The organism is Kitasatospora sp. NPDC048407 (genome assembly GCF_043200475.1).
Taxonomy (GTDB): Bacteria; Actinomycetota; Actinomycetes; order Streptomycetales; family Streptomycetaceae; genus Kitasatospora.
On the sequence record NZ_JBICXW010000001.1, the window covers coordinates 936709 to 951827 of the forward strand.

At 71.5% G+C, this 15119-nt stretch carries 3 protein-coding genes; 1 reads left to right on the top strand and 2 read right to left on the bottom strand.

Annotated features, from left to right (window positions below):
• Positions 1 to 86: 86 nt before the first annotated feature.
• Together ACGFWJ_RS04355 and ACGFWJ_RS04360 are read right to left on the bottom strand one after the other, a co-directional pair.
• Positions 87 to 14036 (bottom strand): toxin glutamine deamidase domain-containing protein, encoded by a 13950-nt coding sequence (locus ACGFWJ_RS04355; RefSeq protein WP_392945080.1) that lies wholly within the window; start codon positions 14034 to 14036, stop codon positions 87 to 89.
• Positions 14037 to 14039: 3 nt separating this feature from the next.
• On the bottom strand, positions 14040 to 14465 hold the full coding sequence (locus ACGFWJ_RS04360; RefSeq protein WP_387635577.1) for a WXG100 family type VII secretion target: 426 nt from the start codon (positions 14463 to 14465) through the stop codon (positions 14040 to 14042).
• 367 nt (positions 14466 to 14832) lie between these two features.
• On the opposite strand from ACGFWJ_RS04360, the gene ACGFWJ_RS04365 reads away from it, so the two are divergent.
• On the top strand, positions 14833 to 15119 hold a 287-nt coding region (locus tag ACGFWJ_RS04365), incomplete at its 3' end, for a hypothetical protein (protein WP_392945084.1).

The window sequence follows — 15119 nt, forward strand, 5'->3', positions numbered from 1 at the left end:
GGAGCCGCGACGCTCGCGCTGGCGGCGTCCGGACCGGACGGCCCCGTCGGGGCTGTCCGGTCCATGATCCCGGTCGTTCCGGCGGCTCAGTGCTCGCGCCCGGGGGCGGTGAAGGAGCCGAAGGTCTCGGTGAACTGCGGGTCCTGCGGGCCCGAGATGGTGTTCTCCTCCGGGTCGGAGACCGAGGCCCAGAGGTTCCAGCCCAGGCCGAAGCAGCTCGGCATACCGCCGGTGGCCTCGGACACCCGGCGTGCCGTCAGGTCGGCCCAGCGCAGGCGGCCGTCACGGTCGTGGACCAGCGCGACGGCATGGGCGCGCCCCTCCTCGCCGGCGCCCAGCACGGTGGCGAAGCTGCCCTTGCCACCGGCCTGCACCTTCTCCATCAGTGCCTTCACCGCGTCGTCGCCCTTGCCGAACGCGGCCGGCGCCTCGGGCCGCGTCCACGGCGTGCTGCCGGAGGCCGGCGCCGCGTCACCGTGCAGGGCGTCCCCGGACACCCGGGGACGCCCGAAGTGGGTGTCCCGGTACGCCTCCACGTTCTCCACCGACGCGTTCAGCTCGGGGCCCGGCCGGAAGCCGGTCCCGTCCTGCTCCGGCGCCTGCCGCGGATTGACGTGGCCCAGCAGCGTGTTGCTCATCGGCGGGTGCACGTTGCCCGGCCCGCCGACGTAACCGGCCAGCTTGAGCGCCCGCGGGTCGTCGTCCGGGACGGACTCGAAAGCCCGCTCCTGCGGCGCGCCCGCCGGGTCCCCGACCGGCCCGGCTTCCGCGAGCTGCTGGGCGGCGGCGGCATCCCGCTTCTGGATCTGGGCGCCGGCATCGTCGGTCATCACGCCGATCCAGTCCGACTTGCCGAACTCCGAGAACAGCGTCGTGGTGGTCCGGTTCGGATAGTCCGTCAGCACCTGGTTGGCCAGCGACTGGATGTGGTTCTCGTGGAGGGCGAGGAACCTCCGCTTCTCCTCGCTCTTCGCGCGCAGCTCGGCCGCGGCGGACTGGATGTCCTCCAGGGTCGCGTCGGGCCGCTGAAGTGCCTCCACCAGGTTCTTCTGCTCCAGGAGCATCTCCCGCATCTGGCCCATGCGCTGGTTCAACGACCTGACATGGGGGTTCGTGAGGCTCAGGTCCTTGGTCAGGCCGTAGGCCGCGTCGTCGAAGTGGCCGAGCTGTTCCTTCGCGTTGATCAGGTACGGGTCGACCGTCATCTTGACGACGGCCTCCGGGGTCTGCGTCCCGACCTCGAACGGGACGGTGGACTGCCGGGAGATCCGCGGCGGGTTCAGCGGGTTCCGCGCGTCCTTCTGCACCTCCTGGCTGACCATCTCCCACCCGTCGGGGCCGTAACGCAGCATGTTGGTCGCCGCCGGGGTGTGCCCGGGGGGCAGGACCGCCGCGTAGTCGCCGCCGCCCATCCAGGTGGTGACCGTCTGCGCGGCCCGGAATTCGGCGGCCGTCCGCAGGGCGTCCGAGGCCGAGTACGACTGGTAGTGCCAGGCCGTGAAGGTGTCCCTGCCCGGTTCGACGGTGGCCACGAAGGCGCAGCCGTTCATCGCGTCGGTGAACACCAGACCCTCCCGGGGGCGGGCCGGGTTCGGGTGCAGCGGCACCTCGGTGTGGCCGATGGTGCTCAGGTCGGCGAGGCTGGCCCGCTTGTCCGCCTCGTAGGGCACGTACGCGCCCCTGACGTAGTGGCTGTCCTCCTTCACCGGCGGCAGCCCGCCACTGGGCCGGGGGAAGTCGGCATAGTGCTCGGCGTACTTCTCCCACGCGGGCACCAGGTAGTAGCCGGCCTTCCCGCCGGCGGCCGCGGACGGGTTCGGCACCATCTCGAACCAGTGCTGGTCGCGGCCCCGCATCGCCTTGAGCAGGGTGTTCTCCTCAGAGGGCTTCAGTCCGGGCATCCGCTGCCGGGCGCCGGCGGCGAAGTCCACCGCGACCAGGTTCTCCTCCAGGAAGGTGCGCGGGTCGTGCATGATCCCGTGCTCCGGCGTACCCACCGGCGGCAGCGGCTCGGGCATGACGGGCGGGTGCTCGGCACCCGCGTGCTCGGCACCGTCGTGCGCGTCGTTGCCGTGCGCGTCGTTGCCGTGCGCGTCGTTGCCGTGCGCGTCGTTGCCTTGCGCGTCGTTGCCGCCCTGGTGCTCACCGTCGGTGTGCTGCGACGATCCGCCGTCCGGGGCGGCGCCGGGCGAAGCGTCCGGACGGGGCTGCGAACCGCCCTCGTGCTCCCCCACCGACCGCTCGCGCGGCTGGTGTTCACCGAGGCCCGCCGGGTCCGCCGGCGGGCGGACGTCGGAGACGTAGTCCGAGTGCGCCGCCGGGACGCCCAGCTTGCCGAGCGCCTGGTCGAAGTCCCGTGCGGCGCCGAGGAATTCGTCGCGGCCCCGGAGCATCGTCTCGGCGCTGTGCTTGCGCCGCTCGGCGAGCTCCGCCCGCTCCTCGCGGGTGGCGGTCTCCTCCCACTTGAGCTGCTCGGCGCCCTCCGTGAAGTGCTTGGCGCCCTGCTCCGCCCGGTCCGCCAGCCGGTGCAACTCGGCCTTGAGCTCCGGGTCCTGGGCCAGGTCGGCGACCTGGCGCCGGGCCTTGACGTTGTCGTGCAGGTCGGCGGCGACCTCGTTGGCGATCCGCTCCGCCATCGGGATCTCCTGCCGCACCTGGACGGTGGACTTCGGATCCGGGTGGGCGGACAGCTCGGGGTTGCCGTGGTGCGGCTCGTCCAGCCCGAAGCTGCGGAAGCCGGCCATCGCCAGTGCCGCGTGCATCGCCACATCGTCGGAGGCCCGGTCCCAGGCGTTCTGGAACCTGGCACCGTGCTCGCCGACCTGCACCACGCCCTCGTCCGTCAGGAGCTCTCCCGCGCGGTCCTTGGCCGCCGCGCGCAGCTCGGAGAACTTCTGCTGGATCGCCTCCGGGTCGTAGGCGACGCCCTGCTTCTCGTTCTCCTTCAGCCAGCCGATGAACTCCTTCTGGTACCCGGGGTCCGGCGGCGGCCAGCCCTCGGGGTAGAACTCGTTGAGCTCCCGGATCGCCCGCTGGTGTTCCTCGGTGCGGCTCATCATGAAGCCGTGCGAGTTCTCGGCCTGGCCCTCACCGGTCAGTTCGGCACTGCCGTACTGCTCCACCATCTTCTTGTTGCCGGACCAGAGGTTGTACTGCACCTCGGAGTTGGGCACGCCCCCGGTCAGGCCCTCCGACCCGAGGTCCAGCCGGCCCAGGTTGGTCCGGATCTGCTCGTAGATCTGCTCGGTGTGCGTCCGGAGCCCGACCAGCTGGTCGCCGGCCACCTGGTTGGCGGTGGCGTCGTCCTTGCCGGTGAAGGCCGGCATCTTCGCCAACGAGTCGTGCGGCAGCGGCTCGTGCTCGGACCGCGGCGACGAGACGCCCGCCGGGTCGGCCGGGGGCTGCTGGGCGGCGTCGTCGCGCTTCTTGATCTGCGCGGCGACGTCCGAGGCCATGTGGTCGACCCAGTCCGGCTTTCCGGGCTCGATCGAGTAACCGAACTCGGAGAGCACGGTGTTGGCCGACCGGTTCGGGTGCAGCGGCGTCGCGTCCACCGCGAGACGCTCGATCTCGGCCCGGTGCTCGTCCAGGAACATCTGGCGCGAACGCTTGATCCGGTTCATGCCGTTCGACAGCTGCTGCAGGTCCTCCAGGGTCGCGTCCGGCCGCTGGTACGCCTTCACCAGGTCGTTCTGCGCGCCGAGCATGTCGTTCATGTCGGACAGCAGCGGCTGCAGCTCCTTGAGCGCGCGGTTCTTCGGATCCAGCCCCGTGGTCAGGTCGTGCGCCGCCTTCTGGAAGCGGTCGAGCCGTTCCTGCGCGATGACGTGGTACGGGTCCAGCGTCATCTTGACGACGGTCCTGGGGTCCTGCGTCGCCACGTCGAACGGGATCCGCTGCGGCGGGTGCAGGGTCGGCGGGAACTTCTTCATCGCCTCCGAGTTGCCGCCGTACGTGTGCGACTCCTGGCTGATCATCTCCCAGCCGTTCGGGCCGTGCTTCAGCATGTTGGTCGCAGCCGGCTTGAAGTCCAGCGGCAGCGGGTGGGAGTAGTCGCCGACGCCCATCCACGACGTGACGGTGTGCTGCTCCCGGAACTTGTAGCCGCCCTCCAGGTGTCCCGCGGACGAGTACGACTGGAAGTGCCAGGCCGTGAAGGTGCCCTTGCCCGGCTCGACGGTGGTCACCAGGGCGCAGCCGTTCATCGCGTCGGTGAACACCAGCCCCTCGCGCGGCAGGTCCGGGTGCGGGTTCAGCGGCACCTCGGTGTGGCCGATGGTGTCCGGCCGGCTCGGGTCGGGACGCTCCTCGGACTTGTACGGGATGTATGCGCCCTTCACGTACTCGTGGTCCGCCTTGACCGGCGGCAGGCCGGAGTCGGGACGAGGGAAGCCCTCGTAGTGCGCGGCGTACTTCTCCCACGCCGGCACCAGGTGGTAGCCCGACGGCTCGCCGTTCTTGGTTTGGCCGTTCGGCTCCAGCACGAACCAGTGCTGGTCACGGCCCTTGATGGCCTCCAGGAACTCGGCGGCCTCCTCCGACCTCACACGCGGCATCCGCTCCTTGACGCCGGCGGCGAAGTCCACCGAGACCTGCTTGGTCTTCAGGAACTCGGCCGGGTCGTGCATGATCCCGTGCTCCGGCGTACCCACCGGAGGCAGCGGCTCGGGCGTCACCGGCGGGTGCTCGCCGTCGCCGTGCAACTCCTGCTGCTGCTCCGCCTGGTGCGCCCCGTCAGTGTGTTGCGAGGACCCGGCATGCTCGGTGGCACCCGGCGACGCACCCGGGCGCAGCTCCTCGCCACCCGGCTGGTGCGCCGGACGCGGGCCTGCCTTGTGGTCGGTCGAACCGACGGGCGGGCCGGACGGGTGCAGGGGTGCGCGGTCCGGGGTGAGCGGGACGGCGAACAGGCCGCCCTCGCCCGCGTACAGCGGCGTGTCGCTGGTGCGGCCCAACTGCGGGTCCGCGTACACGATCTTGCCGTTGTGGTTCATCGCGTTCCAGGCGTGGGTGCGCCCCTCGCTGTCACGGCTGATGATCACCGCCTGCGAACCGTGACCGCTGTCCAGCAGCGTCTGCGCCAGTTTGTCGTGCCCGGCCGGCCCGCTGCCCAGGTGCTCGAACTTCCCGCCGAGCGACTGCTCGATCCGGTCCCGGCCGCCCTTCTCGCCCACCGAGTTGTGCTCGGTCCGCGACGCGGCGACGGTCGGGTGACCGTCGTACGTGTCGACCAGCGAAAGCGCCGCGTCCGCACAGTTGTTGGCCCGACCCGGGGCACCCGGGCCGTCGCCGTTCAACTTCTTCAGCCAGTCGCCCGAACTCGGATCCGGGTGCCGCTGCGGCGAACCGTCCGCGTGGTGCGGAACCGCGTCCTGGAGCTGCTTCGACTCGTGCTCGGACGGCCGCTTCAGTCCACCCTCGACGTCGAACGGCCGCCCGTCCGTGGCCGGGTGACGCGGCCCGTCGCCCTCGTGGTCGCCCAACGAGCGCTCGTGGGACGGCTGTTCGTGGTTCGGCTGCTCGTGGTTCGGCAGCTCGCGCGACGACTGGTCGTGGTTCGGCTGCTCGTGGTTCGGCTGCTGGTGATTCGGCTGCTCGTGCGAGGGCGCGCCGAGGCCGGCCGGTGCTGCGGGGGCGACGTCATGCGGCCCCGGCAGGTGTCCCAGTCGGAGGTCGTGCACCGCCGTACCACCGACCGCGTTCGTCCCGTCCGGAGTGGTCAGGCGCACCGACGGCGCTCCCAGCATCTCGGCCGTGCCGGGAATCCGTGAGCCGCCACCGGCGGTGGTGGGGTGCTCGTGCACATGGGCCTCGCCGGTGACCAGGATGTACTTCCCCGGCTGCCCGACCCGGTCGGAGGTGATCGCGTCGTGCATGTACGAGTTCAGCATCCGGGCCCGCTGCTCCAGCGGGGCGTCGCCGAATCCGTCCGGCTTGCGCGCCGGGTAGCCGTCCACGGCCCGGACCCGCACGCCTTCTTCCTGCGCCTTCACCACTGTTTCGTAGAGACCGGCGTGCTCCGGGGAGTTGAGGTTCTTGTCGTAGGACCGGAGCATCCGCTCCAGGTTCGGCGGCATGGTGCCGCCGTGCTCCAGATAGGTGTCCAGGTCGCGCTGAAGGGAGTCGTCGCGAAGCGACTCGATGTAGATGGTGTCGACGCCGGCCTCCTTCAGACCGGCCATGTTCTCCTTGAGGAACTTCCAGCTGGGCGAGTTGCTGTGCCCCTCGCCCAGCACGATCCCGGGGTGCGCCGGGTTGGCGCCGTCCCCGTGGAACAGTCGCTGGACGCCGTCCAGGGCCGACGCCTGCCCGTCCAACCGCTGCTGCACCTGTGCCCCGTCGACCGGGTGCCAGGCGGTCTCCGAGTCCTGGCGGGCCAGCCGTTCCAGCACGTTGACACGTTCGCGCTGGGCCTGGAAGTTCGGATCGGTCCGGTAGTCGAGCTTGCCGCCGTGCTCCAGCAGCTTGTTGCCCGCGTACACGTAGGCCTCGGTCTCGCCGGTCGCCACCAGTTCGGCGCGCAGCCCGTCGTTCAGCGCCGACGCCGCGTCGGAGTGCAGCGCCTTCAGCGTCAGCGGGTCGAGGTGCGACTTGAAGGTCTGCGAGTACGGGCTGACCTTGACGTCGGGCGTCCCGCTCGCTGTGAAGGAGCCCGAGTGGTGGCGGCCCAGATCGCTGTGCGGCAGCGAGTTGGCGGACAGCGCCAGATCACCGGTCAGGGTGAACTTGAACTTGTTGTCCTTCTTGTGCTGCGCGAGCGCCGCCGGGTCGGCGGAGGGCGGGTAGATCAGCGCGGGACCGGGCGGGTCCTGGTGGAGCTTGGCCTTCTCCTGGGCACTGGGACGTTGCTCGATCGGCGGAAGCGGCGGCTCGGGTCGGACCGCCATGCCCGGGGCCGGGTCCGGCCGTTGGGCGTCCGGCTTCGGCCCGGCCTGGTGGCCGGTGTTGCCGGCGGGCGGCGCGGACGGGTGCAGCGGCGCGCGGTCCGGGGTGAGCGGGAGGGCGAACACGCCGCCCTCGCCCTCGTACAGCGGCGTGTGACTGGTACGGCCCATCTGCCCGTCCGTGTACACGATCTCACCGTTGTGGTTCATCGCGTTCCAGGCGTGGGTACGCCCCTCGCCGTCCCGACTGATGATCACCGCCTGCGAACCGTGACCGCTGTCCAGCAGCGTCTGCGCCAGCTTGTCGTGCCCGGCCTGCCCCTTCCCCAGCGACTCGAACTTCCCACCGAGCGACTGCTCGATCCGGTCCCGGCTGCCCTTCTCACCGACCCCGTTGTTCTCGGTCCGCGGCGCGGCCACCGTCGGACGGCCGTCATAGGTGTCGACCACCGAAAGCGCCGCGTCCGCGCAGTTGTTGGCCCGACCCGGGGCGCCCGGACCGTCACCGTTCAGCTTCTTCACCCAGTCGCCCGACATCGGGTCCGGGTGCCGCTGCGGAGTGCCGTCCGCGTTGTGCGGAACCGCGTCCTGAAGCTGCTTCAGGTCGTGCTCGGACGGCCGCTTGAGTCCGCCCTCGACATCGAACGGTCGCCCGTCCGTGGCCGGGTGACGCGGACCGCCACCCTCGTTCTCCGCCAACGAGCGCTCGTGGGACGGCTGTTCGTGCGACGTCTGCTCGTGGTTCGGCTGCTCGTGCGGCTGCCCGGGGTTGTTGTGCTCGTTCGCGGGCTGGTGGTCGGTGGTGCCCTCGTGCTGGTTGTGCTGGTTGGACTGGTCGTGCTGCGGCCCCTGACCCTCCAGGTGTTCGGAACTTCCGTGCGGCGTCTGCGCCTCGGGGTGCACCGGACCGAGCCCGCCCGGGGCCGACGGCGCGGCGCTGTGGGCGGCGGCCGGGTTACCGGCCGGGGAGTGGTTCTCGGGAGTGGGCAGGTAGCTGAGCCGGACGTCGCTCGCAGGCGTGTCGCGGCTCGCCCTCGGCGGCGCCTCGTGCGCCGTCCCCGAGCCGTTGGTCAGGTGGACGGCCGGGACGCCCAGCAGGTCGGCCGTGCCGGGGATGCGTCCGGCGCCGCCGGAGCCGGTCGTGGAGTGCGCATGGCTGGCGCCGACCACGGCCACGTACTTGCCCCCGCCGTTGGCGGCGTCCGAGCTGATCACGTCGTGCGCGTACGAGTTCATCAGGCGGGCCCGCTCGTGGACCCCGCCGTCCTCGTTGATGGTCCGGGCCGGGTATCCGTCCACCGCACGGACCTTGACGTTGTTGGCCTTCGCCGCTTCCAGCACCTCGGTCAGCTTGGCGCCGTGGCCGCTGTCGTACCTCGCGGCCGCCTTCTGAAGGGTCGGGGGCATGGGCCCCTTGTGGTCCGGGTCCAGGTACTTGTCCAGGTCGTGCTGGACGGCGTCGTCCCGAAGGGCCTCCAGGTAGAGGGTGTCGACCCCACTGGCCTTCAGCTGCTTCATGTTGTCCTTGAGGAACGGCCAGGTCGCGGACTGGCCGTGTCCCTCGCCGAGCACCACTCCGGGGAATCCGGCGTCGTTGCCGTGGCCGTTCAGCAGGCGGTCCACACCCTCCATCGCGGAGCCCTGGCCGGCGAGCTGGCCCGCCACCCGGTCGCCGTCGATCCAGGTGCCCTTCTCCGTGTTCTGGTCTGCGAGGTCCTTCAGCAGCTGCCGGCGATCGTGCTGCTGCTCCATGGTCGGCCTGGACCGGTAGTCCAGCTTCGCGGCCTCTTCGAACACCTTGTTGCCCGAGTAGGCGACGGCGTCCGGGCCAAGGGCATTGCGCAGCGGCTCCCGGAGCTTCCCACCGGCCTCGCCTTCCACCAGGGTCAGGGTCGCCGGGTCGACGTAGGCCTTGAAGGTGTGGTCCTTGATCTTGGCGTTCGGCTTCCCGCTCGCCGTCGAACCCTCCGACTGGTGGGTTTTGCCGTCCTTCACCGGCAGGTGGTTACTGACCTCCTTCAGTTCCGGCGAAAGCTCGAACTTGAACTTGTTCGCGAAAGCCGCCCCCGCGTGCGCCCCCTTGCTGTTGCTCGGCGGGTAGACGATGGAGGGCCCTGTCGGGTTCTGGTGCAGAAGCTTCCGGCCCTCGGGAGTGAGCCCCTGGCCGTCCATCAAGGGCTTCCGGCCGCCCAGTCCGGCCGGCTCGGCGTCGGGTCGCAGCCCGGTCGGCGTGGAATCGGGACGCGAGCCGGGGTGCGTCGAGTCGCCGAGGCCTCCCGGACTCTCCGGGGCCCGGGTGTGCGAGGTGTTGGCGTGCTCGTCCCCGAACGGGTTCGACACCTCCGAGGCGGGGCTGTTGTGCCCCGACGAAGCCGCGTGCTCGTCCCCGAACGGGTTCGACACCTCCGAGGCGGGGCTGTTGTGGCCCGACGAAGCGGCGTGCTCGTCCCCGAACGGGTTCTGCATCTCGGGCGTGGGACGGTTGCCCGACGGACCTGCGTGCTCGTCCCCGAACGGGTTCGTGCTCGACGCCCCGCCAGTGGGACGGCTGCTCGGCGGAACCTCCGGCGCGGCGCCGCCCGGCCGTTGAGTGAACGGCGGCGGGACCGGCGGCGCAGCCGGGGCATGCTGCTGTGCGGGCCGCGGCGGAACGGGCGGCGCGGAACCAGCATGCTGCTGAGCGAACGGCGGCGGAACGGGCGGCGCGGCCGGAGCGTGCTGGCCGGCGAACGGCGGCGGAACCGGCGGCGCGGCCGGAGCATGCTGGCCGGCGAACGGCGGCGGAACCGGCGGCGCAGCCGGAGCATGCTGCTGAGCGGGCGGCGCGGCCTCCGGCGGCGCGACCGGAGCATGCTGCTGAGCGGGCGGCGCGGCCTCCGGCGCGGGCCCGGTGGTCGTACCGCCGGCGGCAGCCGCAGCGGCCGCCCGGTCATGCGCTTTCAGGTGCTCGACCAGGTACGCCTTCGCGAAGTTCTGCTTGACCTTGGGGTACCTGGAGTACGGCTCCTTCCCGGCCGCCTCCGCGAGCTGGTCGAACATCACCTGCTCGTTCGGGTTCTTCGGCATTCCCGCGACCGTGTCCCAGTAGTGGCCCGGCGCGAGATTGGCGTCCTCCGGCAGGCCGAGCAGCCTCTTGACGCCCTTCTGCTGCTCGCTCGACAGTCCGCCCTGCCCGTCCGCTTCGGCGTAGGTCAGGCGCGGCTTCTTGCCCTCCTCGTGGAACTTCACCTCGTTGATGAGGATGTTGTGGTACTCGATGAGCGCGGGGTTGTTCTGCGTCTTGTCGACGCTGAGCTGGTCGAGCGCCTGCTTGTGATGCCCGAGCTCGTGCTGGATCGTGTGCTCCTGCGTGAACCCGTTCTTGTTCATCCGCTGGTTGACGACCAGCACGTCGGGTGCTCCGTTCGCCCCCTTGTTGTATGCTCCGCCGCCCATGCCGGAGACCTTCGTGGGGGCCGCGGTGTCGTCACCGTCCTTCAGTCCTTCGATCTTTCCGATGGAGTGCTTGCCGGCGGCCTCGGACAGATTGCCGACCCGCCCTTCCCCGTACTCGGAGAACGGCGTGGAGACGGTGGCGTGGTCCGGCACGAACACCATGACCGGGAGCTGGTCGTCCGGAATCCCCAGCCGCCGAGCGATCTCCTGGATCTCTTCGAGAGTGGGGATGTGCCGCTTGTCCTCCAAGTCCGAGAACGGCGACGGGTCTTCGTACGTCCGACCGCCCGGCGCCTCGTCCGGCCGCACCTCGTCCGGCCGCGGTTCCTCGGGCCTCGGGGAGGTGTCGGACTCGGGCCGGGCACTGGGGTCCGTCTCGGGCTTCGGCGTGGTCTCCGGCTTCGGCTGGGCCTCGGGCCTCGGGGACGTCTCCGGCTTCGGCGGGGCCTCCTTCTTCGGCGGGGCTTCGGTCTTCGGCGTGGTCTCGGGGCGTGCGCCGGCCTGGTGGTTGCCGGTGTTCCCGCCGCCCTGGTTCGTGCCGTGGCCCGCGCCCTGGTTGGCACCGTGGTTGGTGGGGTGGAGCGCGCTGCCGTTCGGGCCGAGCGGGACGGCGAACAGACCGCCCTCGCCCGGGTACAGCGGCTTGTCGCTGGTGCGGCCCATCTGCGGGTCGACGTAGACGATCTTGCCGTCGTGGTTGACCACGTTCCAGGCGTGCGAACGGCCCTCGCCGTCGGTGCTGATGATCAGCGCCTGCGAGCCCGGACCGCTCTCCAGCAGGGTCTTCTGGAGCTTGTCGTGGCCACCCGCGCCCGCGCCCTGGTGCTCGAACCTGCCGCCGAGCGACTGCTCGATCCGGTCCCGGCCGCCCTTCTCGCCGGCGCCGTTGTTCTCGACGCGCGGCGCGGCCGCCGTGGGGTGGCCGTTGTAGGTGTCCATGAAGGACAGTGCCGCGTCGGCGCAGTTGTTGTTGCGGCCGGGCGCGAACGGGCCGTCGCCGTTGAGGTGCTTGACCCAGTCGCCCTGCTGGGGGTCCGGGTGGGTGGTCGGCTTGCCGTCCTCGTCGCGCGGGACGGCGTCCTCGATCCGCTTCTGGTCGTGCTCGGAGGGCTGCTTCAGCCCGCCGGGCTCGTCGATCCGCCGCCCGTCCGTGGTCCTGGGACGCGGCTCGCCCTCGTGCGACTGCGACTCGTGCGGCCGGGTGCTGCCCTCGTGCGACTGCTGCTGCTCGTGCGGCCGGTTGCTGCCGCCGTGCTCGTTCGGGGCGGTCGCGTGCTCGGTCGGCTTCGGGGCAGGCGTGTGCTGCTGCTCCGGCGCGGCGTGCGTCTCGGGGCCTGCACCACGACCGCCACCGGGGCGCAGCGAACCGCCACCCTGCTGGCTGCCGCCGCCGCTGTGGACGGTGCCGCTCTGGCTACCGGGCCTGGGCGCACCGGACGTTGACGGTGCGTCGGTTCGGGCGCTGCCGCCACCGATGTGGCTGCCGCCGCCGACCGGGCCGGGGGTGAACCCGGCGCCGCCCATCGGCGGGACGGCGCCCTGGTTCGGGCTCTGGGTACCGGAGTTTGGCGGGGTGTCACCGAGGCCCTCGGGCATGCCCTGGCCGGGAACGGTCGCCCCGTCCGGACGGGGCAGGGTCGCACCGCGGGCACCGTCGAGGTGCGTGCCGCCGGTGTTGCCACCGCCGCCACCGCCGTGGCCGGACGAGGACGCGGCGCCCGCGAGGCCCGCCGCACCACTCAGGACGCCGGACAGGTTCGGCACCGCACCCCCGCCCTGCGGACGCGGCGCGCTGTCGTCGCCCGACGGCCGCACGGACCCCTGGTCGCCGGCCGAACTCTCGCGCCCCACGGGCACGTTGTCGCGCCCGGAACCGCCCGACTCGTTCCGCACCGGCTGCTCGTGCACCGGACGGCTCGGCTCCTGCCCCGACAGCGGCTCGTGCGTCGGCCGAACGGCCTCCGTCCGCTCATGCGCCGGCTGCGACGGAATGCGCTCGGTCAACGGCTCGTGCGTCGGCCGAACGGCCTCCGTCCGCTCATGCGCCGGCTGCGACGGAATGCGCTCGGTCAACGGCTCGTGCGTAGGCCGCACCGCCTCCGCCTGCTCGTGGTTCTTGCCACCACCGGACTGCTCGTGCGCGGGCGGCGAAGCCTGCTCGTGGGTCCGGCCACCACCCGACTGCTCGTGCGACGGCGGCGGAGCGTCGGCGCTGTTCCTGCCGCTACCGGACTGCTCATGCGCCGGCGGCGGAGCCTGCTCGTGGCTCCGGCCACCACCCGACTGCTCGTGCGACGGCGGCGGAGCGTCGGCGCTGTTCCTGCCGCTACCGGACTGCTCATGCGCCGGCGGCGGAGCCTGCTCATGACTCCGGCCACCACCCGACTGCTCGTGCGCGGGCGGCGGAGCCTGCTCGTGGGTCCGCCCACCACCCGACTGCTCGTGCGACGGCGGCGGAGCCTGCTCGTGGCTCCGGCCACCACCCGTCTCGGAGTGGGACGGCGGGGCGTCACCGCTGGTGCGGCCGGAGCCGAACGGGGACAGGCCGCCGGCCGTCGAGCCACCCGAACCCGAGCCACTCGACCTACCCGAACCCGAACCCGAACCACTGGAGCCCGAACCACTGGAGCCCGAACCCGAGCCGCTGGAACCCGAGCCGCTGGAGCCCGAGTTGGAGCTTCCGCTGTCGCCGGACGGGCCGTGGTAGGAGCTGTCGCCGCCCGAGGAGGTATCCGGCTTGGTGAACTTCGGCGGGCCGTCCTGGCGGCCGCCCTCGCCGGGGCCGACGGGGCCGTTGATGTGCGGGGCGTCGCCGGGCTTGGGCGCGGGGGCGTGCGTGTTCATCTTGACGGCACCGTGGTGCAGGCCGACGCCCGCGCCGCCGGAGAGGCCGGAGCCGAGCAGCGAGGAAGTGTCGACCTTGCCGGTGGTGAGGTACTGGGTGGCGGCGTCCGCGCCGACGCCGGTGGCCGCGCCGATCGCCATCTTGCCGCCGAGCGAGTTGGCGGCGCCGCCGAGGCCGACCTTGCCGGCCGCGGCGCCCAGGCCCTTGCCGATCAGGCCACCGGCGGCGCCGCCGATGGCGCCGCCCTTGGCGTTGTCGCCGACTTCCTTCCAGTCGATGCTCTTGCGGTGGCCCTCGGCGAGTTCGATGCCCTGTGCCATCAGGTTGATCGCGGCCATCTGGGCGGCCTGCTTGGCCGCCATCTTGGCCAGGTCGAGCACAAGTGTCTTCAGGGTCTTGGTGACGAACGTCCGCGCCGCCGCGATGAACCCGGGCACCTGGAGCATCGACGCACCCGCGGTGACCGGAGCCTCCGCCTCAGCAGTCGCCAACTCGAATGCCAGAATGCCGAGTTGGGCGACAATCTGGATCTTCGCCGTCTCGGCCGAGTTGGCCATCTGCTCCAGCATGTCACCCATGCCGCTGAGCGCGTTGATGGTCGCGGTCAGCCGGCCCGGGTCGTCCTCGGTGCCCTTGCCGACGGTGTAGGTGGCCCAGAACTTGTTCAGCCCGTCGGCGGCTGCGCCCTGCTGGCCCTCCAACGCACGCTTGATCGCCGCGTCCACACCCTGGGTGGCGTCCCGCAGCGTCTCGGACGCCTTGCGGCACTCGTCCGCCATGTCACGCAGCTGGTCTTCGTCTGCTTCCGGCCACCGGCAGCCGGCGAGCAGCAGGAGCACCCACTGGAGGGGCTCCGGGAGTTCGACAGCCATGGGTCAGTGCCTTCCAGTCGAGCCGGTCGTACCGGGGGTGAACATCGGGCGGACGTGGGACGGCGCGGTCGGCGCCGTACCGGGCGACTGCGGCATCGGAGCCTGTCCGCCGTCCATGCCGGTGAAGGAGCTGGTCGCGCCCTCTTCGGCGGTGTCGTAGCTCTCGCCCATCTTCTTCAGGCCGTCCGCGATGTCGCGGACCTCCTTGACCAGGCTCTGAAGCGTCTTCAGGGTGTTGTGGCTGTACTCCAGGTAGCTGTTCTCACCGTTCTCACCCTCGGCGAACTTCTTGCCCGACTCGTCGTTGCCCCACGGGTTCTGGCCCTCCATCGAGGGCAGGTACGACGTCATCCGGGAGGCCAGCGACGCGATCTGCTCCGACGCGGAGAGCACCGGCGAGACCGCCGCCTTGTACTGATCGGGGTTCACCTGGAACCCCTGCCCGGCCCCCTTGCCCGTGTCCGAGCCCGCGTTGCTGCCGTTGGCCGCTCCCGCCCGCTGCCCGGCCTCGGTCGACTGCCGCGGCACCCCCTCCTGGATCGGGGTCCCGCGCTCCTTCAGCTGCCCCGCCTCCGCCGCCGGCGTAAGGGGCTCACCAGGAGTGGCCGGCACCCCCGGCTGGAGCGGAGTCCCATGCGACTTCAGCTGCCCCGCCTCCGCCGCCGGCGAAAAGGGCTCACCAGGAGTGGCCGGCACCCCAGGCTGGAGCGGAGTCCCATGCGACTTCAGCTGCCCCGCCTCCGCCGCCGGTGTAAGGGGCACACCGGGCGTGGCCGGCACCCCCTCCGGGAGCGGGGTGCCACTCGACTTCAACCGCCCTGCCTCGGCGGACATCGCCGGGACCGTGTCACCCAACGGCACCCCCTCCGACGACTTCAACCGCGCGGTCTCGGCGGGCATCGCGGGCATCGCCTCATGCAAAGGCACACCCTCCGACGACTTCAACCGCCCCATCTCGGCAGGCATCGAAGGCATCGCCTCATGCAAAGGCACACCCTCCGACGACTTCAACCGCCCCATCTCGGCAGGCATCGAAGGCATCGCCTCATGCAAAGGCACACCCTCCGACGACTTCAACCGCCC